Consider the following 25,931-nt stretch of genomic DNA (forward strand, 5'->3'; position numbering starts at 1 on the left):
GTTCAACCCAAAACAAAAAAAATTGTGCGATATGAAATTGTACGTTTATGTTCTCGTGTTATTTAGCTTTATAGCTTTTGGTGCCAATGCGCAGACATTCCCTTCTGAGTTATGGCATGAAGGACAAGTTAGCCTGACTGATGGAAGTGTTAAAAGTGGAAATTTAAAATATGATTTAGATAGACAGACAGTTCAACTGAAAATTGGAGATCGAACTGAAGCGTATGATGCTAGCCAAGTAATTTCGTTTTCATTTTTACAAGAATCTATAAAGTCACGAAGAACATTTTATTCTCTTCCTTATGCCATTCAGAATAACTACAAACGCCCAGTATTTTTTGAGGTGGTTGTTACTGGTAAAATGACTTTGTTGGTGAGGGAATATGTAGTGGTAAGAAATAACAATGCTCCATCTAGACTTAACAGTAGATACAGGTACCAAGATTATTCAAACTTTAATGGAAATAGGTCTTTCCTGGCTTACAAAATGTTTTTGGTTAAGGAAGATGGCATAATTAGAGAGTCCTCAGGCAAGAAAAACGATGTTCTTTTCCAATTTGGTGAAGATCGTACTGAATTAAAGAAGTATGTTAAAAAAGAGAAGTTAAGGCTTGATCGCTTAGAGGATGTTGCGAAATTGGTGCAGCATTATAACCAAGAAATAAATTAAATGTCAAAACCTCTTATTCTTGTTTCAAACGATGACGGAATCACCTCAAAAGGGATTCGTGTACTCATCGAAGCGATGTGCCAAATCGGTGAAGTGATCGTGGTAGCACCAGATAGCCCTCAATCAGGAATGGGGCATGCCATTACCATTGGAAACCCTTTGAGACTTATAGAGACCAATATCTTTGAAGACTTAGGAGTTGTTGCTTACAAATGCTCGGGTACCCCGGCCGACTGTGTTAAACTAGCCAAGCATTTTGTTGTTAAGGATAGAAAGCTTGATTTGGTCGTAAGTGGTGTAAACCACGGAAGCAATTTGGCCATCAGTGTACTTTATTCAGGTACCATGTCTGCAGCCATTGAAGGCGCTATAGAGGGTTTCCCATCTGTAGGCTATTCTCTAGCTGATTTTTCTTCGAAAGCAGACTTTTCTCATGCTATAGATCAGATCATCCATATTGCCAAAGAAGTATTGGAAAAGGGGATTACTAAAAACGTGGCTTTGAATGTAAATATTCCCCCAAAGCAAAACGAGAAAATTAAAGGGATCAAGATCTGTCGCCAAGCCAAAGCCCATTGGCAAGAAGAGTTCGATCAGCGAAAGGACCCTTATGGAAGACCTTATTTTTGGTTAGCGGGTAACTTTGTGAATAATGATAAAGGAGAGGATACTGATGTTTGGGCGGTGGACCACAATTACGTTTCGGTAGTGCCTTGTCAATATGATATGACTGCTTACCACAGTATTGCCCAAATTAACGATGATTGGGATATTTAACCCTGAATTAGTTTCAGCTTAAATTAGTTGAGGTGATGCTTTTGTTGCGCTGTAGTCTTCAATGATTTTGAGGAGAAGATGAGTGCTTGAATCACCAAGCCAATAATAATCAGAATGGCCATTTCTAATTGTGAAATGGAGATATTCCCCAAAATGATCTTTTCCGATTCATCTCGTATTGTCTGTGCTTCACTAGTTTGGATAGAAGATAGTGCAGAAAGGCTATTAAAGGCCTCAGAAGTAATTTCATTATTGTCGCTGACCAATTGGTTCAATTGATCAGTAGAGCTTTCATTCATTACCAGACCTTTTTCGAGCATATCAATATTTCCAACAATCGCTTTTAGTTTATCAAACTCAACCTCTTCTTCAGGGGTAAGGTAAGTGGTGGCGTATTTTTCAATCAATTGATTTCTTTGCGTTCTGGAAGCTGAAAGGGCTGATGCTAAGTGCATATATCCTTCTTGGGCTTCCGGTTCCATAATCAAGATTTGACGTTGATGAAGGTTTTCGTAAAGTTTAAAAATATAACTCTCTACCAGCATTCGGTCTTCATACATCGAGGCAAATGAGGCATCGAGCTGCTTAAAATGGCTTCGCTCCACAAGGTTGTTGGCTAATGTCACGATCAGAATTGCTGCCAAAAGAACAGCTGCAGTGATTTTGTTCTTAATGCTATAGGTCCATTTCATAATCCAGGGCTTTGATGTGAAAACGCTATATGATACGAAATATGTTTTAGAATTGGGTCTGAAATGGGTACTGTCGGTGTGCTATGATTGATTTTCCGAGCTTAAAAGATAATCTGTTTAGTCATTTTTCCACCAATCATTTTTCGAATAGGTTATTTGTTTACGCTTCAATACCTTGTGTTGATGTCTAAATAATGTACTTATGAAAACCCTGACCACTCTTTTGACTCTTGCTCTATTTGGTTTGTATAACCCAGTGAAGACTGAGCTTTCTCCCGAAGCCTTAAAAGGAGCTTGGGAAACAACTTTTAAAAATGATCAAGGCAGAGAAGTACATGCTGTGGCCATTATGAGTGGGGGCTATGTGAGCTCTGCTGCCCATTTCACTGATGATAATTCGTTCCTATATACCACAGGAGGCTCTTGGAAAGTAGAAGGAAACACGATAGTTCAGACCTATGAATTCAACACACAAGATGCTGAGATGGTAGGCAAATCAGAAACTCATGAATATACGATTGTAGGAAATAAACTTACTTTTAAAGGAGACAGCCGAGTTTGGACAAGGGTAGATAATGGAACCGGTGGTGACTTGGCCAATGCCTTCCTAATTACAGGGAGACAACAAAATGGTGAAATAGTAGATCGCCCAATCAGGGCTAGAAAAACTATGAAAATACTGTCTGGAACCAGGTTTCAATGGATTGCCTACAATGTAGATACTGGCGAATTTTCTGGAACGGGTGGAGGAACTTACACCACCGTAAATGGAAAGTATACCGAAAATATTGAGTTCTTTTCGAGAGATGTCAACCGAGTAGGGGCTTCCTTAGAATTTGATTATAAAGTGGTTGATAAAGCATGGCACCACAGTGGTTTGAGTAGTACCGGAAGTCCTATTTACGAAGTTTGGACTCCAAGAGAGATTATTGAAAAGAACTAAGTGCTTTCTTTCAGACTATTGATAGCCCGATTCAAGTTTCTTTCTGTGACTCCTAAATAGTTGGCCAAATCCTTCTTCGGAATTAAGCTATATATGTTTTTGTATTGCGATTCTAGCCGCTTTAGGTTGGTCTCTGTATTGTGCGATTGGTTAAAGGAATGGCGAATGGCTTTATATTTCACTTTTGAGGCCAGCGATTTTAACATCAGCCAATTGAGTGCTTTATTCCGATCGAGTAATTCAGCGAAATCTGAGTGAGAGATTTTGAATAGAGCGCCTTCAGTGATGGCTTCTACAGCACAAAAACTATAGGTTTCACTAAAAATTTCTACCTCCCCAAACACTTCTCCTGGCCCAAAGAATTCCTGAACAAAGTCTTTTCCTGTGTCCTCAGTTAAATAGCATTTGGTTATTCCTTTCTTGACTATATAAACATCATACACTCGGCTGTTTTGTTCAAGAATAACATCACCAGCTTTAAAACTATGCTCAGTAATCAAGTTTTGATAAACTGAATCTTCTCGTAGAATTTCGATAAGGCCGAGAAATTCTTTGTTGATTCTGATCATGGGGTTATTGGGACAATTGTCCTTTCCTAAAACTAAAAAGCCCTGTTTCTTTGTGTCTGTAAATGTAAAACAAGAAGGTCAAATACGAATGGAAAGATTAAGAAAGCAGCTTGAGTTTATTCATGAGATAGATAAGTTGAAATACATTCAACGAAAAACCAAGCTGTTCAAAAGCAATCGACATGAAAATGATGCTGAACACAGCTGGCATTTGGCCATGATGGTGATGGTATTGGTGGAGCATTCTAACGAGCCAATAGATATTCTAAAGGTGCTGAAAATGGTATTGATCCATGATATTGTAGAAATTGATGCCGGAGACACCTTTTTGTATGATACATCCAAAAGCCATGACAATTGGAACGAAGAACTTGCAGCAGCTGAGAGGATTTTTGGCTTATTACCGATAGATCAAAAGGAAGAGTTGATAGCGGTTTGGAAGGAGTTTGAAACGGGAGAGACCAATGAGGCAAAGTTTGCCAAAGCCATCGACAGGCTGGAGCCTGTTTTGCAGAATCTTTCGAATGGCGGAGGCACTTGGACTGAATTTAGTGTTGAGTTAGCAACTGTGATCAAGAAGATCAATGGTATTCAGAAAGGCTCAAATACACTTTGGGACTATACCGAAGAGATGATTGATAAAGGACTTCGGAACGGAGATTTTAAACTGTAGCCTTAATGCTTATGGTCTTTTTTCGGAACTGGGTCATAGCCATGCCCGCCCCAAGGATGGCATTTGCTGAATCGCTTAACGCCTAACCAAAGCCCTTTTAGTGCTCCCCATTCTTTAATCGCGTCAACGGTATAAGCAGAGCAAGTGGGGCTAAAGCGACAATTGGCACCCAGCATTGGCGAGATGGCGTATTGGTAAACGCGAATTGGAAATATGAAAATGGTGGCAATAATCCGTTTCATGTTGCAAGATAAGAGATACGACAGAACGAGTTACATTTTGAATGAGTTCCTTACTTGATTTCAAACTCCTTTACCAAGGAAGTAATAGGGATGGCTGTCACCTTTTCATCGTTCAATAAAAACATTATGTTGGCTGTATTGCCGATCAAAATACCAGATTTAATTTCATTGTCAGCAAAACGGACTTCAATAGGTGCTTGTTCCTTAATTTGATTGCTGGCATATTTTCCATACTCATCCGCTGAAAGAAATAAGTAAGATATGAAGAGAAAGCCAAAGGCAAAATAGCGATATCTATTGAACCAAGGTTTTTTGTCCCAACCAAAGCTAGATTTTGAATAGGAGATAGGGAATTTTCTTTTCCAAACGATGTCCATTTGAAATAGAATGGATGAAATTCCAATAGAAGCCATGGAGAAGAGCAATATTTTGAAATCGGCAAAGGGAGCGATTAGGAAATCAAACACATCGGAATAGTCAAAAATATTGATGCCAAACTCATCGTAAAGCTGGTAATTGAAAAGCATTCCTATGCCCACGGTTAGAAGATAACAGATGGTAATTAAGGTTTGGATTTCCTTGATTATTGCTTCGTAGGCATCTTTAATTAAGCCTTCTTTCATCGATTTAGGTTTTTTGGAAATTGCAGAAAACTTAGTAATTAACCTATTTTGAATTAAAAAAGCGGATAATTGTGCCTGATTCTAAAAGTAATGAAGCAAGTATTATTTCTGAATTACATAAACTATGTACCCAACGTAACTCACCAACAGGATTGCTGCTTCCCATCGATCGAGTTTTTTCTTTTTACCCGTGAACATGGCCATGAAAACAAATAAGGTTCCTCCTGCCAAAATATATAAATCTAAGTCGAAAACGGTATCGTAGGCTATTGGTCGAATCACAGCAGAGGTGGCTAAAATGAAAAACAGGTTAAAGATATTGGAGCCAATAATGTTACCTACGGCTATATCGCTGTTCTTCTTCAGTGCTGCCACTACCGAAGTGGCCAATTCAGGTAATGAAGTTCCAGCTGCTATAATCGTAAGCCCAATCATTTTCTCGCTCATACTAAAAGTAGTGGCTAAATCTACCGCTGAGGTCACCAATAACCTTCCGCCAATAACGAGTCCTGCTAAGCCTAAGAGGATGAATCCATACATCTTTAGGTTAGAATAATTTGCCGCCTTGGTTTCTATTACCACCGGGTCGGTTTTTAACTGTTTGTATACGTAATAGAGGAATAGAACAAATAGAGATAGTAATAGAAAGCCATCCACTCGGGTAAGCGTGTAGTTATCGATTGCGAAAATATGATGAGTGAGTGTGTATACCAGTACAATGCCTAAAAAGGAAATCGGAATCTCTTTCCATATGGTGCTCGACTGAACCACCAATGGAGTAATTAGGCCTGTAATGCCTAGAATAATGAAAAGGTTGAAGTTGTTGCTGCCAATTACATTCGCAAAAACGATGTCTTGATGGTTTTGGTAAGAGGCAAAAACGTTAACAACTAACTCTGGTGCAGAAGTACCAAAGGCCACAATAGTGAGGCCAATAGCAAGGTCCGACACATTGAATTTTTTGGCTAGGGCAGAGGCACCATCCACTAAACCATTGGCACCAGAGATCAATAAAATAAGGCCTAAGGCCAGCAATAAAACTTGAGTAATCATCAGTGGTATTCAGTAAGGATTATCGAGAACGTTGTTTTTATAAATTAGTTTTCTTTTACCGAAATGGGCGAAAAGTAGAGATTAAATTTGGGTACTAAATGCCAGTAAGGGCAATTTATTTTTAGAATTTAGTGCTTATCAATACGCCAAGGAGGGTTTAATCTGTTTTCTCCTCCATAAAATAAGATCAATTGATTTCCATCAACGTCCTTTAGTCTTGCTTCTCTCCATCGCCAACTTTGATCAGTTGGCGCTTGATCAAATTCAATTCCTTTTTCCTTCAGCGCACTAACATGTTTATCAAGATCATCGCATTCAAAATAGACATAAACGCCATCCCCTTTAGGTAAGCTATCAGTTTTGTGTATCGAAAAAGTTGAGTGTCCATCAGGACATTCGAACCTGGCGTAATGCGGTAATGATTCCACTATTAGTTTCAACCCTAGTTTTTCATAAAAGGGAATTGACTTTGTCAAATCCAATGATGGAACAGTGACTTGATTTAAGTTCATACTTTACTTTCCGTTTGAGTTTTAAGCTTTATACAAAGCTCTAAAGTATCGGGGATTATCAAAACTTCGTGTGGAGAAGGTAATTCTGGTTGTGTATTTATTGAACACTCATCTTGATTCCGAAGTCTCGGAAGTTTCCAGATCCCTTTGCTATTACTGGTGTTTAGTTCCTTCGTTGCCACTCAGGATGAAAAGGAGAGTGCTAATAATGTACTAAGGTGGTAGGCATGAGACTATCGAAGAATACCTGCACAAAGGCGTTGAATCCTCGTTACAAAAGAAAATCAGAGGGTTTGTATGTATTTAAAGTCATGCATTAGAAGCGATGAAGTATGAGCAGACAGATGCTTTCGGTTTCGCCTATTTTGCTTTGAGGGAGCATTCAGACTGTAAGAAAGGCTCAACCCTCAGCATGACGCTTCGAATGGTTTTTCTTTTAAAAAAACTCACAGGTAACCAAAAAAGCCTGACTCTTTCGAATCAGGCTCTTTCTATATACTAGATACTATTGTCTAAATACTATGTACTAAGCGAAGCAGATTACATCATGCCGCCCATTCCACCACCGCCCATTGGAGGCATTGGCATTCCGCCACCTTCTTCAACTTCTTCCGCAATTACGCATTCAGTAGTCAAAAGAAGTGCAGCAATAGAAGCAGCATTTTCAAGTGCTAAACGAGTTACTTTAGTTGGGTCAATTACACCCGCTGCAATTAGGTTTTCATACTTTTCAGTACGAGCATTGTAACCGTAATCAGCTTTACCGTTTTTCACTTCGTTTACTACCACAGAACCTTCACCACCACAGTTGGCAACAATTGTTCTTAATGGAGACTCTAAAGCCACTCTAATGATGTTAACACCAGTAGCTTGATCTTCGTTGTCAGTTTCAACGCTATCTAAAGCAGCAGCAGCTCTGATCAACGCTACACCACCACCAGCAACTACACCTTCTTGTACGGCTGCTCTGGTTGCATGCAATGCATCGTCAACTCTGTCTTTCTTCTCTTTCATTTCTACTTCAGTAGCAGCTCCAATGTAAAGGATAGCCACACCGCCAGCGAGTTTAGCAAGTCTTTCTTGCAATTTCTCTTTGTCGTAATCCGAAGTAGTGTTTTCGATTTGTTGTTGGATTTGCGATACTCTCGCTTTAATATCGGCTTCAGTTCCAGCACCATTTACAATGGTAGTAGTGTCTTTGTCGATATTCACTTTTTCTGCAGTACCAAGGTACTCCATTGTAGCGTTTTCTAACTTGTACCCTCTTTCTTCAGAAATTAAAGTTCCACCAGTTAAGATAGCAAGGTCTTCCAACATTGCTTTTCTTCTGTCGCCAAAGCCTGGTGCTTTAACAGCAGCAATTTTTAGAGAACCTCTGATTTTATTTACTACCAAGGTAGCAAGGGCTTCACCATCTAAATCTTCAGAAATAATTACTAAAGGCTTTCCGCTTTGAGCTACTGGCTCAAGAATTGGAAGCAATTCTTTCATTGAAGAGATTTTCTTGTCGTAGATCAAGATGTAAGGATTCTCCATCTCTACTTCCATTTTCTCTGTGTTGGTTACAAAGTATGGAGAAAGGTAACCTCTATCAAACTGCATTCCTTCTACAGTTTTCACTTCAGTTTCAGTACCTCTAGCTTCTTCAACAGTGATAACACCGTCTTTACCTACTTTGTCCATTGCATCAGCAATCATTTGCCCGATTTCTTCATCGTTGTTGGCAGAAATGGTAGCTACTTGCTTGATCTCGTTAGAGTTCTGGATTGATTTTGATTGACTTTTAAGGTTAGCAACAACAGCCGAAACAGCTTTGTCGATTCCTCTTTTCAAGTCCATTGGGTTTGCACCAGCCGCAACATTCTTAATACCAATGTTGAAGATAGACTGAGCAAGAACAGTGGCAGTAGTAGTACCGTCACCAGCGCTATCAGCAGTTTTAGAAGCAACTTCCTTCACCAACTGAGCACCCATATTTTCGATTGGCTCTTTTAGCTCAATTTCTTTTGCTACAGAAACACCATCTTTAGTTACGGTAGGGGCACCGAATTTTTTATCGATAATTACATTTCTACCTTTAGGACCTAAGGTTACTTTTACAGCATCTGCCAAGGTGTCAACACCTTTTTTCAGACGGTCTCTAGCGTCATTACGAAAGAATAATTCTTTAGCCATTTTATTTTAGTTTTTTAATTTCTGATTCGATTAAACAATTGCAAAAATGTCAGACTCTCTCATGATCAAGTAGTCTTTACCTTCTACTGAAATTTCAGTACCAGCATATTTACCGTACAATACAGTATCGCCAACTTTTACAGTTAAAGGCTCGTCTTTTTTTCCAGCTCCTGCTGCTATTACAATACCTTTTTGTGGTTTTTCTTTCGCAGTGTCAGGAATGATTAAACCAGAAGCAGTTTTTTCTTCAGCAGCGGCAGCTTCTACTAGAACTCTGTCGGCCAATGGAGTGATGTTTACTTTTGACATTTTCTATAAATAGTTAAGTGTTAAAACAATTTGTCGAAGAGCCCATTTGCATTAAATGTGCCAATCGATAAATATGAAGTTTTGTCAGGCTTTTGTCAGGCTTTGCAGCTGAATGTTGCTTTTACGAGCAGGAGGGATTTAATTTTGTCAGATTCTATGGAGTATACCCATTTGCTTGTAAGTCGTACTGTCAGGTGGTAATTGTGCAGCTACTTCTTTATCGGCCAATGCAATGATATAAAACAAAAAAAAGAGGTAGCCATTATGCCACCTCTTTCTGTAATTTTATTGAATAGTATAATCTTATTTCAAAGATGCAATCAATTGCTCGTTCAACCTTACATAATCAGGGTTTCCACCAGTTTTGGCCAGTGCCATTGATTTCTGTGCCGAAGCAATGGCCTCTTTGTTCATCCCTAATTTGGCTTGCAACTTGGCTTTAAGGTGAATGACCCAATATTGTTCATCAGTACTGCCTGCAATGGCTTTGTTAGTCCATTCTAAAGCCAATTTAGCATCACGGTTAGTGTCATAATAATAACCAGCGGCTTGAAAATAAACGCCTGCATCAGAAGGCTTTTTATCGATTACCTGTGCTTTAATATCAGCCATTACGTTGCTGTCAACATCTGACTCTATAGTGAACATCGCTTTTGTATGTTCCCATTTCATATTCAGGTTGGCAGAGTTCATGGTGAAATCTGAAAAGCTAATGGTAAAGGTCTCGTACATGCTACTTGGGTGTTTTACAGGTACGTCAAATCTCAAAAGGTCATCTTTGGCTTCGTAGCCAATAGCGCCCCACCAAGTAAGGTTCTTGCTTAAAATAATAGTAGCTACTTCTTCAGTAAATTGAGTGTAAAGGGCATAAGTGCCGGGAGGCACAGGATGGCCATTTAATTTTACACTTTCGCTGAAAGTGATTTTTGTTGAAGCATTTGCGCCTGTTCTCCATACTTCGTTATATGGAATTAATATTCCCGCCACTTGTCGGCCACGGGCACTAGGTCTTGAGTACACTACTTTAACATCTGCCAATCCTACGGTGCCTTTTAACTCGAAAGTAGGGCTTGCCGGGGGCATTTTAATTTGGGCTATTGCCATTGCGCTGATCAAAAGAGCAGCTAGGATGAATGAATATTTTCTCATGTGGTTTTTGTGTTTGTGCGGTTCAAATATAAATGATTACTCTGTAACAGTTGTGCAATCCCTTTTCCCTTAATTAAGTTCAACAGGGTATAAAAAAAGGTCGAACCTTAATGGCCGACCTTCTATTATACTTTTTTGTGTGATTTAGTTATTCACTTTCACTGGGAATTTCACAGAAAGATTTCCCCAAGCCAATTCGATATTTCCTTTGTCCATTGAATTTTTATCAAAATCCGTAAGGTTGATCACAAAAGTCTCCACTTTATTAGAAGTCTTAGTTACAGGAGCCATGAAGCTCATTACATCGCCAGAGTTGTCGTAGGATGTTCCCCATTTATCTGTAATACTACTAATAATAACTTTCCATTCTTTATCACCAGGTACTGTCCATAATGCATAGCGACCGGCTTTAAGTGCTTTACCACCAAGGGTTACATCTTTGTCAAAAGCAATAATGGTATTTGTGTTAGCTCCTGTACGCCACACACCCTTATTAAGAGTATTTACTAGTTCATTTGCATCCCTGCCAGCAAGGCTAGGACGGCTATATACCAATTCCATTTCGGTAGTGCCAATCATTTGTTTTACTGTAGCCAATGGACTAGCAGCTGGTTTTTGAGCAAAGGCGTTTTGAGTAAAGACAAAAAGGCCAAGCATTACAATTAGGGTCAGTGTTCTTTTCATAGGTATAAATTTAGTGCTTAATTTTTAAAGTCGAATTTTGATTCAGTAAAGTAAACTGAATTTCTTGTTTTAGGTTCAGTATAATTGATCTGAACAAAGGCTTTATAGACTTTTGGTCATTTAGATTTCATTCAATGCAATTAACAAGAGGGTTTTACGAAGAGAACAGTGTTGATGTTTTGGCCAAAAGGCTTTTAGGTAAAAAATTGGTCACCAATTTTAACAGAGGGATAACGGCTGGGATTATTACTGAAGTTGAAGCGTATTCTGGCAGAAACGATAAAGCTTGCCATGCCAATAATGGTCTCCGAACTTCAAGAACAGAGGTCATGTATGGAAAAGGAGGTCATACTTATGTCTATCTCTGCTATGGAATTCACCATATGCTCAACATTGTAACGAATGTGGAAGGACTGGCTGATGCTGTTTTGATCAGGGCATTTCAACCAATAGAAGGAATTGATACCATCCTTAAAAGAAGAGGGTTTGATAAGTTGACCAAAGCACTAACTTCGGGCCCAGGAAATGTGGGTAAGGCTTTAGGTTTAAACACTAAAACCCATAATGGTCTCAGCTTATTGGGAAATGAAATATGGATCGAAGAGCAACTCGAAGTTTCCGAAGACCAAATAATTACGAGTACGCGAATAGGGGTGGATTATGCCGAAGAAGACGCATTGAAACCTTGGCGGTTTTATATTAAAGATTCAAAATGGGTAAGCAAAAAATAGACATTCTACTTTCAACTTCAATATGGGATCCAAAAGCATGGATTGAAGGATTAAGCCAATCGGAATATGTAAGTAAAATCCATGTTTGGCCTACGGAAGATGACTTAAGCAAAGTAGAAGCGCTTTTTGTTTGGAAGCCTTTGGCCAAAGGTGTGATTGAAAAACTTCCCAATTTAAAATGGATCAGTTCGCTTGGTGCAGGAGTAGATCATTTAATGACTGACCCCCAAGTTCCGGAAAACATTCCCATTACCAGAATTGTAGATCCGAATTTAACTACGGACATGGCCAATTACGTGATGATGGGCGTAATCATGCATCAAAGAAGTTTTGGGCTGCTTCAGCAGAACCAACAAAAGACTCATTGGGAACGGATTACTTACAATAAACTCAGAGTAGGAGTAATGGGCCTTGGCGAACTCGGTGGACATTTAGCCAAACAACTTTGTTCTGCCGGCTTTGAGGTTTCAGGTTATTCTAGAACTCAAAAGCAAATAGAAGGAGTGCAATGTTATGATGAAAACAATCTGGATACATTCCTGTCTAAACTTGATGTATTGGTGAATTTATTACCCATCACCCCAAAAACAGTGGGGATATTGAACCATGAACTGTTGATCAAAACATCAAAGGGCTGTTACCTGATTAATGTAGCTCGTGGAAATCATTTAGTAGATAATGATTTATTAAAACTGCTTCAGGAGAATCATCTTTCGGGTGCTATGCTAGATGTGTTCCACCAAGAACCTTTACCAAGTGATCATCCGTTTTGGACGCATGAAAAAGTAGTGGTCACACCTCATGTGGCCAGTGTTACTTCACCTGAATCGGCCATTAGCCTTCTTAAAGAGAACATCGAGAGGCTAATTAATGGGGGAGACCTACTTCACCAAATAGACATGGATAATGGCTATTAAGCTTTGAAGCCTCTTTAGGGAATTGGCAGCTTCAAGCGCTCGTTATTCCATTTCACTACACAAATATTACGTTTCAGTAACACTGTTTTTATTTCATTTGCAATAGTGAAACATATCTATTTCATTTACTATTGTGAAACTAATAAAAACAGATGCAAAGAATTAATCTAGGAGAGTTCGAGGAACTGGTTTTGCTCGTAGTGGCCATTCTGAACGACAATGCCTATGGCATTAGTGTAATGGAAGAAATTGAAGCCCAAACCGAACGTAAAATCAATATTAGTGCGGTGCATTCGGCATTAGATCGCTTGGAAAGCAAAGAGTTTTTGAAATCTGAAGTGGGCGGAGCGACCAACGAAAGGGGAGGTCGAAGAAAGCGATTTTTCACGGTGACTGTTGCCGGAAATAAGGCCCTCAATTTTGTGCGCGAGCAACGCAACCGACTGCACGAACAAATTCCAAACATAGATTTTGGTCTAAATCAATATGCAGCAATTTGATCACGAGCCTCCAAAATGGGCGCTTTGGTTTTTACAGTTTTACTGTAAACCAAGGATACGCGAGATCATTGAAGGAGATGCCTATGAGCTGTTTTATAAAAGGGTCGAAACAGACGGCTTAACGGCTGCAAAACGCAAATTCGGATGGGATATACTTCGATTCTTCCGTCCAAAATATATCAAAGGTCTAGAAGATATTAACTCATTAAACAACATTGCCATGTTCAAAAACTATTTCAAAATCTCGGTCAGGAGTTTGGTTCGCCAAAAGTTCTTTTCCATTATCAACATTTCAGGGCTTTCCTTAGGTTTAGCCGCCTGTTTGCTCATTATGCTCTACATCACTAATGAGCTTAGCTACGATAATTTTCATAAAGATGTAGACCGTGTTTATCGCATTGCCAATGGTCAGAGTGGTCAATATACTCCAGCTAGCTTGGGGGCTCAATCGAAAAGAGATTTCCCTGAAATCGAAGAGGTCGTTCGATTATCTGGACCATACGATCAAACATTTAAGGTCAATAGTCAAATTTTTAAAGAAGGAGAGGGCTTTTCAGCCGACTCCACTTTTCATAAAATATTTACTGTGCAGTTTTTAGAAGGAAATCCAGATAAAGCACTGACAGAGCCAAACTCTATTATAATTACGAAATCGCTAGCGGCTAAATTATTCCCGAATCAAGAAGCTTACGGTCAATTACTCACCGTTGGTGGCAACTCCATCAAAGTGACAGGCGTGGTAGCCGACCCGCCAAATAATACGCACTTTCACTATAATTTCATTGAATCTTTCCCACATGAAAGCTGGATTACTGTAGGTAATTGGACGGGTAATAACTTCTTTACCTATGCCAAGTTGGTGCCTGGCGCCACTCCAGAATCTGTAGAGGCCAAATATCCTGATTTTGTAGCTAAGTACGTTGGCCCTGATTTAGTAAAATATACTGGGCACGCTAATTATGCTGAATACTTGGCAGAGGGAGGAAAAGCAAGGACTTTCACTTTGAAACCAATGAAGGATCTTCACCTTTATTATCCACATATGGCTTTGGGATCTCAAGGCGATATTAATAATGTATATATATTTTCCGCTGTGGCGTTTTTCATTCTACTAATCGCCAGTATCAATTTTATGAATCTTTCTACTGCTCGTTCGGCTGCTCGTTCAAAAGAAGTAGGTATGCGTAAAGTATTGGGATCCAGAAGAAAGCAATTGGTACATCAGTTTTTAGTTGAGTCTATGCTCATCAGTTTGGTGGCCATGATTTTGTCACTGGGTATTGCTAGTTTGTTCTTAGATGGTTTCAACCAATTGGCCAATCGAAATTTCAGCTATTCGGACTTATTGGCTGTGGATACTTTGTCTAAATTATTGGGGCTAGTTTTGGTAGTGGGCTTACTGGCTGGTAGCTACCCAGCATTCTACCTTTCTGGTTTCCAGCCGCTCAGGGCATTAAAAGGAGAAAGTAAAATAGGTGGTGGGAATGTGTTTTTAAGAAAAGGCCTTGTGGCCTTTCAATTCGCTATCTCAATTTTCTTGATTATTAGCACAATGGTGGTGTTTTCGCAACTTAGGTTTATGGGCGATAAAAAGCTTGGCTTTCAACCGGAGCAAATTATGGTGGTAAAGCATACGGGAGTCTTAGAGGACAATCTCGGAGCCTTCAAAAATCAGCTACTTCAGGATCCAAATATAGAATCCATCTCGCTAACCGACCGCTATGTGTCTGATAGAATTTCAGATTGGGGATATACTACCATGGAAGACAATCCAAGGTCTTTTAGTCTTATGAATCTCTTTACCACAGATGAATATTTAGAAACCATGGGCTTAGAATTGGTAGAGGGCAGGTTCTATTCGAATGATCTCGCCTCAGATTCAGCATCAGTGGTGATCAATGAAGCGACAAAGAAGGCCTTGGCCTTCGATGAGGTCTTGGGTAAAAAATTATCAAGGGGAGATGGCGAAGACTATACAATTATTGGAGTTGTTCGTGATTTCAATTATGCAAGTTTAAAGCGTTCAGTTGAACCCTTAATCCTCAGGAGAATGTTTGAAGACGGACGTATGGAAGGAGACTGGTACGGAGGAGATTTTCTATCGCTTAAGGTAACTGGTAACTTTGGTGAAACCGTAAAGCAAGTGGAGTCCGGATGGAATGCACTAGTTCAGGATGAACCCTTCGATTTTGTGTTTCTTGATGACTCTTTTAATTCACTTTATGAAGAAGAACGAAGATTCGGAAAACTCTTTACTGCATCTTCTGGTTTGGCCATCGCCATTGCTTGCTTGGGGTTGTTCGCTTTAGCTGCTTTTACTTTGGAAAGAAGAAGAAAGGAAATTGCGGTGAGAAAAGTACTAGGTGCGACCGTAAAAAACTTAACGCTACTTGTGGTTTCGGATTTCACCAAATTGGTGGTCATTGGAGCAGTGATCGCTATCCCAGTAGGCTATTGGATCATGAACGATTGGCTGGCCACATTTGCCTACCAAATTAATATTAATAACCCCTTGCTATTTTTAGCTCCAGTGATTGTTGTCGCTATCATCGCTTGGCTTACAGTTGGTTTTCAGTCGGTGAAAACTGCCATGGGCAATCCTGTGAAGGCCTTGAGAAGTGAATGATAGAATGAATTGAATAGATATTAAAAGCCAATCCATGGTGATTGGCTTTTTTGCTTTATGCATCCTGGGTGAAGGGGAAAATTTAACTTTCAGTGTCATATCTATAACCATATTACCAGTCAACCAATTTTTGAAGGGTTCTAAACCTGAGTTTATTACCTTCCCAATTCAAGAATTATAGGATATGCGAAAAACTAGACTACTAACCCTTTCCGCGCTCTTTTTGCTGATTTTTAATTTTGGCCAGGCGCAAGACAACCCTCAACTCGATGCATTTCAATTTAGAAATTTGGGACCAAACCGTGGTGGCCGTGTAACTGCCGTTATGGGAGTGGAATCACAGCCCTCTACTTTCTATATGGGAGCCACTGGTGGAGGTGTTTGGAAAACCGATGATTATGGTAACTCATGGGACAATATTTCAGACGGATATTTTTCAACCCCTTCTATTGGTGCCATTGCGGTATACCAAAAGAAGCCAGACATCATGTATGTAGGAACTGGGTCTGACGGCCTTAGATCGAATGTGATTACTGGTAAAGGAGTGTATAAGTCTACCAATGCTGGAAAGACTTGGGAGTTTATTGGATTGAAAGAAACTGGTCAGATTGGCGCGGTAGAAATCAACCCAAATAACCCAGATATAGTATTTGTAGCTGCCATAGGTAGTGCTTTTGGAAGAAACACTGAACGCGGTGTTTTCAGAACCAAGGATGGTGGTAAAAACTGGGATAAGGTACTTTATCACTCTGATAGTATTGGTTTCTCTGATTTAGAGTTTGCTCCAGACGATGCGAACACCATATATGCTGGTGCTTGGCGTGCCGAAAGAAAACCTTGGGATATTATTTCAGGTTCTATGGAAGGTGGAGTATACAAATCAACCGATGGTGGAGATACTTGGAAGAAATTAACGAAAGGACTTCCGAATGGTCTTATTGGTAAAATTGACTTTGCTGTTTCGCCTGCTAACCCAAATAGGGTATATGCAAATATCGAAGCTGGAGATGATAAAGGTGGACTTTACAGATCGAATGACCGTGGTGCTTCATGGGAGTTTGTAAGTGATAATTCAAACCTAACTAACCGCCCTTTCTACTACACAAACATTTATGCCAATCCAAAAAATGCCGATGTAGTATATAATAGTGCATTGCGTTTTAATAAGTCTACAGATGGTGGTAAAACGTGGAGAGGTGTTTCTACTCCGCACAGTGATAACCATGATATTTGGATCAACCCTAACGATACTTCAATTTGGGTGCAAGGAAATGACGGTGGTGCGAACGTAACCATCAATAATGCTAAAACATGGTCAACACAATTGAACCAGCCGACTGCTGAACTTTATCAAATAGATATTGACGATCAGGAACCATACTGGATTTATGCTGGACAGCAAGATAATTCAACTTTAGCTGTACCTAGTCTTCCTACTGGCGCTAATGACTTCCCTATTTTTAGCCTTGGTGGCTGCGAAACTGGCCCAGCTGTTCCAAAGCCAGGTAATTCAGATATCGTTTACTCTAACTGTAAAGGAAACTTTGGAGTGTACGACAAACGTACAGGACAAGAAATGCAGTATAGCATTGGGGCAATGAATATTTATGGTCATGATGGAAATAAATTGAAGTTTAGATTTCAGCGTGTAGCTCCAATTACGGTATCTCCGCACAACCCAGATTTAGTTTATCATGGTTCTCAATACTTACATAAAACAACCGATAATGGTAAAACATGGGAAATAATCTCTCCAGACCTGACGGCTTTTGATCCTTCCAAGCAAGTTTCTGCGGGTAGACCAATTACAAGAGATGTAACGGGTGAAGAATATTTCAGTACGATTTATGCCATTCAAGAATCACCTGTTCAGCCAGGCGTAATATGGGTAGGAGCAAATGATGGCCCTGTTCATGTAACTAGAGATGGTGGTAAGAATTGGTCGAATGTGACCCCTAATATGCCAAAAGATGGTCGTGTAGATTCAGTTGAACCTTCTGCACACAATCCTGCAAAAGCATATATTACTGTGCTGAGATATCAATTAAATGATTACAGACCATATATCTACAAAACAGAAGATTACGGTAAGAATTGGGAGTTAATCACTAAAGGTATTCCAAATGATTATCCGGTGAGAGTAGTACGCGAAGATCCGAACAAAGAAGGCTTATTGTTTGCAGGTACAGAGTTTGGCTTGTTCATGTCTATGAACGATGGTAAGGATTGGGTTTCTTTCCAAAATAACTTGCCTGTTACTCCGATTACTGACTTAAAAATCCATAACAACGATATAGCCATGTCTACCATGGGTAGAGGCTTCTGGATATTAGACAATATCACAAGTTTGTATAATATGGAGGCTGCTGTAAATGCAGATGCTTTCTTATTCAAACCAAAAGATGCTTACCGTTTCAGAAACCGTGGATCAAGAGGTGTTCCTGAATATCCTAGTTCAGCAGTAGATATTGACTACTACTTGAGTGACACTAATGAGGAAGTTCAATTGGACATTATTAATCAGGAAGGTAGAATTGTGAAGTCATTCACTAGCGGAAGACCAGCACCAGTTGATAATTTAGAAGTAGATATGTCTACTGGCTTTTCTACACCACCACCATCTTCTGGCTTAGGTAAAAAAGAAGGATTGAACCGTTTTACTTGGAATATGCGTAATTCAGGCGGATGGGACAGTAACCCTAGAAGATCTTATCAGGGTTTTGGCCCGATGGTTTCTACTGGAGAGTTTACCGTTAGAATGAAAGTGGGTGACAAGACTTATACTGAGAAATTCAAATTAAGCCTTGACCCTAGGGCTACACTTGTAACAGATGCTGATGTTGCAGAGCAAGAAAGAGTAGCTTTAGAACTTCAGAGTTTTTCTGAGGATGTTGATCGTTTATTGATCGCTGTTGAAGAAGCGAGAAAAAACTTGGATAACTCATTAAATAAAGAGAAACTGAGTAAGAAAGACCAACTAAAGAAAGATCAACTGGAAGCTTTGTATTACAGAATTGTAACTCCTCCAGGAACTTACATGCAAGGTATGCTTCAAAGCCAATTAGGGTACCTAAATGGTATGTTGAGCAGAGCTGACCAAGCGCCAGGACAAGATGTTTACGAGCGTTTAGAAGAGCTTAAGGCTGAGCATAACGCAATTAAAAAAGCTTTAGAAGGATTGAAATAATCGTCAACCTTTTAAGTGAACCCTCCAAAAGTTTCGAATTTTTGGAGGGTTCTTTTTTTTAACCTGATTTATGTATTAGGTTTCGTAATGAAGAGATTTATTTATGGAATACTTGTCTGCCAACAAGGCAGAGAAAGTCTAATTCATAATTCAGGCTTAAGCTAGCTTCTATCAAAATAGCCTATGGAAAAGAAGAAATGGTATTCGAATATCCCACATCCAGTTGTGATGCTTTTTGGTATTCTTATCCTCATTACTTTGTTAAGCCACTTCATTCCAGCAGGAGCTTACGATAGAGTAGAGGTAGATGGCCGCCAAATGGTGGAGCCAGGCTCATACCATCAAATCGACCCAACCCCTTTGTCTTTTCTAGACATGTTTAGGGCCATCCCAGGAGGTTTCTCTTCCGCCATTCTTATCATTTTTGTAGTGCTTTCAAGCGGTATCATGTTCGGGGTGTTGGAAAAAACGGGAATGATCGAAAACGCAGTAGGTACTTTCGTTAAGAAAATGGGCTTCGAAAGAAGAATGCTGCTGGTCGTAATTATGACTTACCTTTTTGGAGCCCTTGGTGTTTTTGTAGGCTATGAAAATAATATTGCCATGATTCCCATTGCGGCCATTGCTAGTTTGGCTTTAGGGGGTGATTTAATGTTGGCAGCAGGAATTGCTGTAGGTGGTGTAACTGTTGGTTTCGGGCTTTCGCCTGTGAATCCTTACACCGTTGGCACTGGACATGCCTTGGCCGAAATGCCCATGTTTTCGGGTTGGCTCTTACGTTCCGTACTTTGCATTGTCGCCCTTAGTGCTTTGGCCTATGTCAATGTTCGCTATTTCAGAAAAATATTAAAAAATCCGGAAAAGAGCCTTTCTATTGGCTTGGACACCAAAGGTTTTCAGCTTTCTAAACCATTGGATACTTATGGAATGACAGGCAAGGATTGGTTAATGCTGATCATTTTCGTTGGCGGCTTGGTAGTAATGCTTTATGGCGTATTTACCCATGGCTGGTACCTTACCGAAATTAGCGCCATGTTCATTATTATTTCCATTGTGGCAGCCCTCGCTGCCCGAATGTCAGGAACAGAAATAGGAGAGACCGTTTTATCTTCAGTAGCCGTAGTGGCTCCTGGGGCTTTTATGGTGGGGTTGGCAACTTCCATTAAGGTAGCCATGGAAATGGGCAATATCTCCGATACCATCGCTTTTAATTTAGCTGAAACGCTTCGTGACTTACCTACTTATGCTTCCGCTGTTTCCATGTCTTTGGCGCAGTGCGGTATTAATTTCTTAATTCCTTCGGGAAGCGGACAAGCCTTGGCTACTTTACCCATTATGATTCCACTGGGGGATGTTTTAGGCTTAACCCGTCAAACCACAATTCTTGCTTTTCAGATAGGTGATGGAGTAACCAACCTTTTCAATCCAACCTTGGGCGGCTTAATTGCCATGCTCGCCATGTGCCGAATTTCCTTTGACCGCTGGCTCAGATTTATTATGCCTGTTGTGGGTGTAATTCTGATCGTTTCATGGCTATTTTTGCTCTTCAGCGTAAGCATTGACTGGGGACCTTTTTAGGGTACAGGGTAAGTGAGTATTGGGTATTAAGAAGTTTATACCCATGACTAATGACAAGTGACTAATGACCAAATTATGAATGTTGAAGAAATATTAACCAAACTCGTTTCATTTCCAGTATTAGGGGGCGAAAGCAATCTGTCAATTTTAGGTTGGATTGAAGCGTATCTCGATAAACATGGGGTAGAACATCACCGTGTACCAAATGAAGACGGAACCAAAGCGAATCTCCATTGTCGAATAGGCCCAGAAGCTGAAGGCGGAGTCATTCTTTCTGGACATATGGATGTAGTGCCAGTAAAAGGCCAAGCTTGGGATACTGATCCTTGGGTGTTGACAGACAAAGAAGATGGTAAGTTATACAGCCGTGGTTCCTGCGACATGAAGGGATTTGTGGCTTGCTGTTTAGCGGCTTTACCCACCATGCTCAAAGCTAATTTGAAAACGCCAATTTACTTCGCCTTTTCATACGATGAAGAAATTGGCTGTTTAGGCGCTCCCGACTTGGTGAAAGCCATTAATACCCATTACAAAGTAAAACCTAAGTTCGCCATCATTGGAGAGCCTACCATGATGCGGCCAGTAACAGGGCAAAAAGGGATCTGTATTTTTGAAACTACTGTAAGTGGCTCAGAAGGGCATAGCAGCCGAATTAAGCAAGAAGTAAGTGCTATTCATGAAGCCATGCGTTTAATCCTTTGGCTTGAGAACAAAATGAACTCTTTGATTGAAGCGGGAAGAACAGATGATCGCTTTACGCCTAATCATACATCAATTCATATAGGAATGGTGAAAGGTGGAATTGCGCCCAATGTGATTGCCCAAGAATGTAAGTTCAGTTGGGATGTACGTACTATTCCTTCAGAGACACCACAAGAAATTAAAGCAGAGTTCGACTTGTATTGTAGAGAACGCGAAGCTGAATTAAGGAAAGTTCATCCTGATTTTAAAATCTCTACAGGTAATGTGCATCCTGCCGTGCCAGGCTTGAATACACCAGATGATCAAGAGGTTGTAGTATTAGTGAAAGATTTGGTAAGAAATCCAAAATTGGATGCTGTGTCTTATGCTGCTGAGGCAGGGCAGTTTGCCGAAGGTGGTTTCCAAGCCGTAATCTGTGGCCCTGGTGATATAGCACAAGCTCATCGGGCCAACGAATTCATCCATAAAGATCAGCTTATTCAAGGCATGGAGTTTATGGACAAACTGATTCAAAAGCTGAGTTAGTGAGTGTTTCCATGTTTCAGCAGAACGACCTTAAATTCATCATTCCATTTGGGCAAATATTCTAATTAAGCGACCTTGCAGTTGAAAGGCAGGTTACTGAAATGCCTGATTATATGTAAAACCCATTGCTTATGAAATTACACGTTATAGATACTGGCTTTTTTAAACTCGATGGTGGTGCCATGTTTGGCGTTGTCCCCAAATCACTTTGGACAAGAACCAACGCAGCGGATGAAAACAACATGTGTACTTGGGCAATGCGTTGCCTTTTGATTGAAGATGGAAATCAGTTGATTTTGATTGATAATGGTATTGGGAATAAACAAGACGCAAAGTTCTTCAGCCATTTCTATTTACACGGAGATGCTAGCCTGGATGGCTCGTTAAAGAAGGCTGGGTTTTCTCCAAATGACATTACCGACATGTTTCAAACCCATTTGCATTTCGACCACTGTGGTGGTGGTGTAGATTATGTGGGAGACAACCAAGATAAGCTGCAACTACATTTTCCCAATGCAAAATATTGGTCGAATGCCGACCACTGGAAATGGGCTACCGAACCCAATGCACGTGAGAAGGCGTCATTTCTAAAAGAAAACATTCTACCAATTCAAGAAAGCGGTCATTTGAATCAGGTTCCTCTGGATGGGAAATCTCCTTTTTCACAATTCGATATTTTCTTGGCCGATGGACATACCGACAAGCAGATGATTCCTAAAATCAAGTACAAAGACAAAACCATCGTTTTTACAGCTGATTTGATTCCATCTACTAGCCATATTCCCTTGCCTTATGTAATGGGCTATGATACACGTCCGCTACTTACCCTTTCAGAGAAAGAAAAATTCTTGAAAGAAGCAGCCGATAACGAATACATCCTTTTTCTTGAACACGACTCAATGAATGAGTGTTGTACAGTGAAGAATACAGAGAGAGGAGTAAGGCTAAACCGTACCTTCCCATTGTCAGAAGTACTATAAAATGAGAACAGGAATTGCTTTATCGGGCGGAGGCGCTCGCGGATTTGCACACTTTGGTGTATTGCAAGCACTGGACGAACTTGGAATCGAAATTAATGCGGTTTCTGGTACGAGTGCAGGCTCAATTGCCGGTGCTTTTTATACGCATGGCTATAAGCCTAAAGAAGCATTGGAATTGATTTCTAAAACCAACCTGTTCAAGATTATATGGCCGGCCTTTAGCCTTTCTGGCCTTATTAACATGAGCAAAAGCGAAGATATTTTTAAGAAATTCTTTAAGGAAGACACTTTTGATAATGCTCAAATTCCATTACAAATTATAGCCACTAACTTGAATGAAGGTCGAAAACATGTGTTTTCTTCTGGCCCCTTGGTAAAAGCTATGATGGCCTCGAGTTGTATTCCTTTTATTTTCGATCCAGTGAGAATAGGAAATGAAGCTTATGTAGATGGGGGAATCGTCAATAACTTACCCTCTGAGGTTTTACGAGGCACTTGTGATGTTGTAATTGGAGTCAGCGTAGCGCCTGTAATTCGTGAAAATGATTTGGATGGGCCAAAGCGAATGATAGAACGCATTTCTATGGTAAGCGTGAATGCCAATGTTTCGGCAAGTAAAGAATACTGTGACATTTTGATTGAGCCGACTTCCCTGCGTAAATACACTACTTTCGATATGAAAAAGGCGCAAGAGATTTATGAAATTGGCTACGAATCTGCCATGCATTATTTCGATACACATGCTGATGAGCCCGCTGTTATTAAATTGCTTACCAAAGCTAAATCACAACCCTCAATTTCGGCCAAATGATGAAATTACTTTCTAGGTTTTTGTTTTGGATAACGGGCTGGAAGCTCGAAGGAAAATTCCCTGATGGAGTGAAAAAGGTGGTCATTACCGCAGCGCCTCACACCACTAATTGGGACTTTGTATATGCCCGAGCAGCTTTTTATCTGCTGGAAGTTCCATTGAATTTCACGATCAAAAAGGAATTTATGGTGGGCCCGTTGGGCTGGATGCTCAAAAGTATGGGGGCAATTCCTATAGATAGATCTCCCAAGAAACCTGGCGAAAAAAGACAAAGTACAGTAGATGCGATGGCCGCTCTATTTCAAAGTAGAGATGAGCTTGCGGTAATGGTTACTCCAGAAGGAACCAGAAAGTATGTTCCTGAATGGAAAACGGGTTTTTACTATACTGCCATGAAAGGCGGAGTGCCAATTGTACTCGGCTTTTTAGACTTTAAAGACAAAATAGCGGGTATAGGCCCAACCATTTACCCTTCGGGAAATGTAGAGGAAGATATTGAAAAGATGAAGGCGTTTTACCGTACTAAAACAGGTAAATACCCAGAGTTAGGCGTGAAATAAAATTGTATAGAAAACGATGTTCACAGGGATTATTGAAACCACAGGCGAAATCAAAAAAGTAGAAAAGGAAGGTACTAACGTTCACTTTTCTGTAAAAAGTAACTTAAGTGGAGAACTAAAAATTGATCAGAGTGTAGCTCATAATGGCGTTTGTCTTACTGTGGTGGAAGTGAAGGATGGAGTACATGTGGTGACCGCCATTGAAGAAACCCTTAAGAAAACGAATTTGGCGAATTGGCAGACAGGTACAGTTGTGAATTTAGAGCGCTGTATGGTGGCGAATGGCCGATTTGACGGTCATGTAGTGCAGGGGCATGTGGATCAAATTGGCACAGTCACTCAAGTACAAGAACAGGATGGAAGCTGGCTTTTCGACTTTGAGTACGACCCTAGTTTAGGAAATGTAACTGTAGAAAAAGGCTCAATTTGCGTGAATGGTACAAGTCTAACCTGTTTCAATTCAGAAGAAGCAAGCTTCAGAGTCGCCATTATTCCATATACCTACGAGCATACTTGTTTCCACCAATTGAAGGCTGGAGACAAGGTAAATCTTGAATTCGATATTATTGGGAAGTACGTTAAGCGCTTATTAGGGAAGTAATGCGTTTACAGTTCGAAGTTATTCCGCACCTTTTAAAGTTTCGTTTCGAAGCAGGCACTAGCCGAGGTTCATTAACAGAAAAGGAAACTTGGTTCATCAAGGTTTGGGAAAGAGCGAATCCTGACTGCATTGGTTGGGGAGAAGCCAGTCCGCTAAAAGGCCTTAGCATAGACTATAACCCTAATTACGAAAATGAACTTCGAACTTTACTCAATACGCTTTCAGTATTAGATTTTCCAGAAGAAGCTGGTGAGCTGCTGAAGTTTATTTCAGCCAATACGCCAATTGAAAAACCTTCCATTCGCTTTGGATTAGAAACAGCTTTGCTCGATCTGCTCAACGGAGGCAAGCAAATCATTTTTGATACTCCATTTGCGCAAGGTAAATATCGAATTCCGATCAACGGTTTGATTTGGATGGGAGAGAAGGCTTTTATGCAAAAGCAGATCAATGATAAGCTGAAGGAAGGCTACAATACCATCAAACTTAAAATTGGTGCTATCGACTTCGATGCCGAATTGGCTTTGTTAGAAGGCATTAGAGAGCAATACTCAGCCAATGATGTAACACTCAGGGTAGATGCAAATGGTGCCTTTAAAGAAGCTGATGCTATGGAAAAGCTAGAGCAGTTGGCCGCTTTGGAGATCCATTCCATTGAACAGCCAATTAAGCCTCATCAATATGAGTTAATGAAGATGCTCTGTGCAGAAAGCCCTTTGGCTATTGCTTTGGATGAAGAACTCATTGGAGTGAATTCTATAGAAGAGAAAAGAGCACTTTTAGAGCGTATTCAACCACAGTATATCATTTTGAAGCCCGCTTTATTGGGTGGGATTCTTTCTTGCCGAGAATGGATTGAAATAGCCGAAAGCCTAAACATTGGTTGGTGGATGACTTCCATGTTGGAAGCTAATATTGGCTTAAATGCCATTGCTCAATTCACAGCCCAATACAAACCCACCTTACCACAAGGCTTGGGCACTGGTCAACTCTACCACAACAACATCAATTCTCCTTTAGAAATCAGGAAAGGCGAACTGCTGTTTAACAAAGCAATGGGCTGGGGAACCATAGGAAAGTAATTCACTGTCATTATGAGGAGCAGTATATGCATTCACCATGAGCTAAAATGTGGCAATAAA

26 protein-coding genes are annotated in these 25,931 nt (G+C 40.2%); 16 read left to right on the forward strand and 10 right to left on the reverse strand.

From position 1 onward, the window contains the following. Nucleotides 1-31: 31 nt before the first annotated feature. Both VOI17_RS03865 and surE read left to right on the forward strand, forming a co-directional pair. Nucleotides 32-670 carry a hypothetical protein gene (locus tag VOI17_RS03865; RefSeq protein WP_323755924.1) on the forward strand — a complete coding sequence of 213 codons (639 nt, stop codon included), beginning with the start codon at nt 32-34 and terminating at the stop codon, nt 668-670. Then, nucleotides 671-1,447: a 5'/3'-nucleotidase SurE gene (gene surE / locus VOI17_RS03870; protein WP_323755925.1), complete on the forward strand. Its 777-nt coding sequence runs from the start codon at nt 671-673 to the stop codon at nt 1,445-1,447. Between the two features lie 23 nt (nt 1,448-1,470). Here the strand turns inward: surE and VOI17_RS03875 are convergent, their stop codons facing one another. Further along, nucleotides 1,471-2,139: an MCP four helix bundle domain-containing protein gene (locus VOI17_RS03875; protein WP_323755926.1), complete on the reverse strand. Its 669-nt coding sequence runs from the start codon at nt 2,137-2,139 to the stop codon at nt 1,471-1,473. A gap of 202 nt (nt 2,140-2,341) precedes the next feature. Between VOI17_RS03875 and VOI17_RS03880 the strand changes: the two genes are divergently transcribed. Beyond that, entirely contained in the window at nt 2,342-3,082 is a 741-nt protein-coding gene (locus VOI17_RS03880) for a membrane or secreted protein (protein ID WP_323755927.1), read from the forward strand. Here the strand turns inward: VOI17_RS03880 and VOI17_RS03885 are convergent. Further along, nucleotides 3,079-3,651, reverse strand: a complete 573-nt coding sequence (locus tag VOI17_RS03885; protein ID WP_323755928.1) for a Crp/Fnr family transcriptional regulator — start codon at nt 3,649-3,651, stop codon at nt 3,079-3,081. The two genes, VOI17_RS03880 and VOI17_RS03885, sit on opposite strands and share 4 nt — an antisense overlap. An 88-nt stretch (nt 3,652-3,739) precedes the next feature. On the opposite strand from VOI17_RS03885, the gene VOI17_RS03890 reads away from it, so the two are divergent. Continuing rightward, complete coding sequence (locus VOI17_RS03890) at nt 3,740-4,324, forward strand: HD domain-containing protein (protein WP_323755929.1); 585 nt, start codon at nt 3,740-3,742, stop codon at nt 4,322-4,324. A 2-nt stretch (nt 4,325-4,326) separates the two neighbouring features. Here VOI17_RS03890 and yidD read toward each other — a convergent pair whose 3' ends face one another. The 8 genes from yidD to VOI17_RS03930 all read right to left on the reverse strand — a co-directional run bounded on the left by yidD (nt 4,327) and on the right by VOI17_RS03930 (nt 11,071). Then, on the reverse strand, nt 4,327-4,566 hold the full coding sequence (yidD, locus tag VOI17_RS03895) for a membrane protein insertion efficiency factor YidD (protein WP_323755930.1): 240 nt from the start codon (nt 4,564-4,566) through the stop codon (nt 4,327-4,329). Between the two features lie 50 nt (nt 4,567-4,616). Next, nucleotides 4,617-5,189 carry a hypothetical protein gene (locus VOI17_RS03900; RefSeq protein WP_323755931.1) on the reverse strand — a complete coding sequence of 191 codons (573 nt, stop codon included), beginning with the start codon at nt 5,187-5,189 and terminating at the stop codon, nt 4,617-4,619. 102 nt (nt 5,190-5,291) lie between these two features. Further along, nucleotides 5,292-6,242, reverse strand: a complete 951-nt coding sequence (locus tag VOI17_RS03905) for a calcium/sodium antiporter (RefSeq protein ID WP_323755932.1) — start codon at nt 6,240-6,242, stop codon at nt 5,292-5,294. Between the two features lie 128 nt (nt 6,243-6,370). Then, on the reverse strand, nt 6,371-6,754 hold the full coding sequence (locus VOI17_RS03910; RefSeq protein ID WP_323755933.1) for a VOC family protein: 384 nt from the start codon (nt 6,752-6,754) through the stop codon (nt 6,371-6,373). Between the two features lie 540 nt (nt 6,755-7,294). Beyond that, complete coding sequence (gene groL, locus VOI17_RS03915) at nt 7,295-8,929, reverse strand: chaperonin GroEL (protein WP_323755934.1); 1,635 nt, start codon at nt 8,927-8,929, stop codon at nt 7,295-7,297. Nucleotides 8,930-8,959: 30 nt separating this feature from the next. After that, nucleotides 8,960-9,238, reverse strand: a complete 279-nt coding sequence (locus VOI17_RS03920; RefSeq protein ID WP_068413244.1) for a co-chaperone GroES — start codon at nt 9,236-9,238, stop codon at nt 8,960-8,962. A 303-nt stretch (nt 9,239-9,541) separates the two neighbouring features. After that, nucleotides 9,542-10,387, reverse strand: coding sequence for a DUF2911 domain-containing protein (locus tag VOI17_RS03925; protein WP_323755935.1), 846 nt, complete (start codon nt 10,385-10,387; stop codon nt 9,542-9,544). 144 nt (nt 10,388-10,531) lie between these two features. Then, nucleotides 10,532-11,071, reverse strand: coding sequence for a DUF2911 domain-containing protein (locus VOI17_RS03930; RefSeq protein WP_323755936.1), 540 nt, complete (start codon nt 11,069-11,071; stop codon nt 10,532-10,534). A gap of 134 nt (nt 11,072-11,205) precedes the next feature. Between VOI17_RS03930 and VOI17_RS03935 the strand changes: the two genes are divergently transcribed. From VOI17_RS03935 to VOI17_RS03990, 12 genes are all read left to right on the forward strand, one after another. Next, a complete protein-coding gene (locus tag VOI17_RS03935; RefSeq protein ID WP_323755937.1) occupies nt 11,206-11,802 on the forward strand; it encodes a DNA-3-methyladenine glycosylase in 597 nt (198 codons plus the stop codon). Next, entirely contained in the window at nt 11,784-12,719 is a 936-nt protein-coding gene (locus VOI17_RS03940; RefSeq protein WP_323755938.1) for a glyoxylate/hydroxypyruvate reductase A, read from the forward strand. The genes VOI17_RS03935 and VOI17_RS03940 overlap by 19 nt, the downstream gene beginning before the upstream one ends. Nucleotides 12,720-12,871: 152 nt before the next feature. After that, nucleotides 12,872-13,219, forward strand: a complete 348-nt coding sequence (locus VOI17_RS03945; protein ID WP_323755939.1) for a PadR family transcriptional regulator — start codon at nt 12,872-12,874, stop codon at nt 13,217-13,219. Beyond that, nucleotides 13,206-15,845, forward strand: coding sequence for an ABC transporter permease (locus tag VOI17_RS03950; protein ID WP_323755940.1), 2,640 nt, complete (start codon nt 13,206-13,208; stop codon nt 15,843-15,845). Before VOI17_RS03945 ends, VOI17_RS03950 begins: the two co-directional genes overlap by 14 nt. 184 nt (nt 15,846-16,029) lie before the next feature. Next, on the forward strand, nt 16,030-19,032 hold the full coding sequence (locus VOI17_RS03955; protein ID WP_323755941.1) for a WD40/YVTN/BNR-like repeat-containing protein: 3,003 nt from the start codon (nt 16,030-16,032) through the stop codon (nt 19,030-19,032). A 183-nt stretch (nt 19,033-19,215) separates the two neighbouring features. Continuing rightward, nucleotides 19,216-20,610 carry a hypothetical protein gene (locus tag VOI17_RS03960; RefSeq protein WP_323755942.1) on the forward strand — a complete coding sequence of 465 codons (1,395 nt, stop codon included), beginning with the start codon at nt 19,216-19,218 and terminating at the stop codon, nt 20,608-20,610. 75 nt (nt 20,611-20,685) lie between these two features. Next, entirely contained in the window at nt 20,686-21,837 is a 1,152-nt protein-coding gene (gene argE, locus VOI17_RS03965) for an acetylornithine deacetylase (RefSeq protein WP_323755943.1), read from the forward strand. A 131-nt stretch (nt 21,838-21,968) separates the two neighbouring features. After that, nucleotides 21,969-22,817, forward strand: a complete 849-nt coding sequence (locus tag VOI17_RS03970) for an MBL fold metallo-hydrolase (protein ID WP_323755944.1) — start codon at nt 21,969-21,971, stop codon at nt 22,815-22,817. 1 nt (nt 22,818) lies between these two features. After that, nucleotides 22,819-23,628, forward strand: coding sequence for a patatin-like phospholipase family protein (locus VOI17_RS03975; protein WP_323755945.1), 810 nt, complete (start codon nt 22,819-22,821; stop codon nt 23,626-23,628). Beyond that, nucleotides 23,625-24,188, forward strand: coding sequence for a 1-acyl-sn-glycerol-3-phosphate acyltransferase (locus VOI17_RS03980; protein ID WP_323755946.1), 564 nt, complete (start codon nt 23,625-23,627; stop codon nt 24,186-24,188). The genes VOI17_RS03975 and VOI17_RS03980 overlap by 4 nt, the downstream gene beginning before the upstream one ends. Before the next feature lie 16 nt (nt 24,189-24,204). Continuing rightward, nucleotides 24,205-24,789: a riboflavin synthase gene (locus VOI17_RS03985; RefSeq protein ID WP_323755947.1), complete on the forward strand. Its 585-nt coding sequence runs from the start codon at nt 24,205-24,207 to the stop codon at nt 24,787-24,789. Continuing rightward, the gene (locus VOI17_RS03990; RefSeq protein WP_323755948.1) at nt 24,789-25,871 is read left to right on the forward strand and encodes an o-succinylbenzoate synthase; all 1,083 of its coding nucleotides are present in this window, start codon (nt 24,789-24,791) and stop codon (nt 25,869-25,871) included. Before VOI17_RS03985 ends, VOI17_RS03990 begins: the two co-directional genes overlap by 1 nt. The last annotated feature ends 60 nt before the right edge of the window (nt 25,872-25,931 follow it).

The sequence above is a fragment of the Roseivirga sp. genome, assembly GCF_034669765.1.
Taxonomy (GTDB): Bacteria; Bacteroidota; Bacteroidia; order Cytophagales; family Cyclobacteriaceae; genus Roseivirga.

Coding starts and splice junctions, on each gene's coding strand:
- VOI17_RS03930 (WP_323755936.1), bottom strand. CDS start 11,071: ATGAAAAGAACACTGACCCTAATTGTAATGCTTGGCCTTTTTGTCTTT.
- groL (WP_323755934.1), bottom strand. CDS start 8,929: ATGGCTAAAGAATTATTCTTTCGTAATGACGCTAGAGACCGTCTGAAA.
- VOI17_RS03875 (WP_323755926.1), bottom strand. CDS start 2,139: ATGAAATGGACCTATAGCATTAAGAACAAAATCACTGCAGCTGTTCTT.
- VOI17_RS03980 (WP_323755946.1), top strand. CDS start 23,625: ATGATGAAATTACTTTCTAGGTTTTTGTTTTGGATAACGGGCTGGAAG.
- VOI17_RS03975 (WP_323755945.1), top strand. CDS start 22,819: ATGAGAACAGGAATTGCTTTATCGGGCGGAGGCGCTCGCGGATTTGCA.
- VOI17_RS03880 (WP_323755927.1), top strand. CDS start 2,342: ATGAAAACCCTGACCACTCTTTTGACTCTTGCTCTATTTGGTTTGTAT.
- VOI17_RS03960 (WP_323755942.1), top strand. CDS start 19,216: ATGGAAAAGAAGAAATGGTATTCGAATATCCCACATCCAGTTGTGATG.
- VOI17_RS03865 (WP_323755924.1), top strand. CDS start 32: ATGAAATTGTACGTTTATGTTCTCGTGTTATTTAGCTTTATAGCTTTT.
- VOI17_RS03885 (WP_323755928.1), bottom strand. CDS start 3,651: ATGATCAGAATCAACAAAGAATTTCTCGGCCTTATCGAAATTCTACGA.
- VOI17_RS03935 (WP_323755937.1), top strand. CDS start 11,206: ATGCAATTAACAAGAGGGTTTTACGAAGAGAACAGTGTTGATGTTTTG.
- VOI17_RS03970 (WP_323755944.1), top strand. CDS start 21,969: ATGAAATTACACGTTATAGATACTGGCTTTTTTAAACTCGATGGTGGT.
- VOI17_RS03940 (WP_323755938.1), top strand. CDS start 11,784: ATGGGTAAGCAAAAAATAGACATTCTACTTTCAACTTCAATATGGGAT.
- VOI17_RS03925 (WP_323755935.1), bottom strand. CDS start 10,387: ATGAGAAAATATTCATTCATCCTAGCTGCTCTTTTGATCAGCGCAATG.
- VOI17_RS03990 (WP_323755948.1), top strand. CDS start 24,789: ATGCGTTTACAGTTCGAAGTTATTCCGCACCTTTTAAAGTTTCGTTTC.
- VOI17_RS03900 (WP_323755931.1), bottom strand. CDS start 5,189: ATGAAAGAAGGCTTAATTAAAGATGCCTACGAAGCAATAATCAAGGAA.
- VOI17_RS03950 (WP_323755940.1), top strand. CDS start 13,206: ATGCAGCAATTTGATCACGAGCCTCCAAAATGGGCGCTTTGGTTTTTA.
- VOI17_RS03910 (WP_323755933.1), bottom strand. CDS start 6,754: ATGAACTTAAATCAAGTCACTGTTCCATCATTGGATTTGACAAAGTCA.
- VOI17_RS03945 (WP_323755939.1), top strand. CDS start 12,872: ATGCAAAGAATTAATCTAGGAGAGTTCGAGGAACTGGTTTTGCTCGTA.
- argE (WP_323755943.1), top strand. CDS start 20,686: ATGAATGTTGAAGAAATATTAACCAAACTCGTTTCATTTCCAGTATTA.
- VOI17_RS03890 (WP_323755929.1), top strand. CDS start 3,740: ATGGAAAGATTAAGAAAGCAGCTTGAGTTTATTCATGAGATAGATAAG.
- surE (WP_323755925.1), top strand. CDS start 671: ATGTCAAAACCTCTTATTCTTGTTTCAAACGATGACGGAATCACCTCA.
- VOI17_RS03985 (WP_323755947.1), top strand. CDS start 24,205: ATGTTCACAGGGATTATTGAAACCACAGGCGAAATCAAAAAAGTAGAA.
- VOI17_RS03955 (WP_323755941.1), top strand. CDS start 16,030: ATGCGAAAAACTAGACTACTAACCCTTTCCGCGCTCTTTTTGCTGATT.
- yidD (WP_323755930.1), bottom strand. CDS start 4,566: ATGAAACGGATTATTGCCACCATTTTCATATTTCCAATTCGCGTTTAC.
- VOI17_RS03920 (WP_068413244.1), bottom strand. CDS start 9,238: ATGTCAAAAGTAAACATCACTCCATTGGCCGACAGAGTTCTAGTAGAA.
- VOI17_RS03905 (WP_323755932.1), bottom strand. CDS start 6,242: ATGATTACTCAAGTTTTATTGCTGGCCTTAGGCCTTATTTTATTGATC.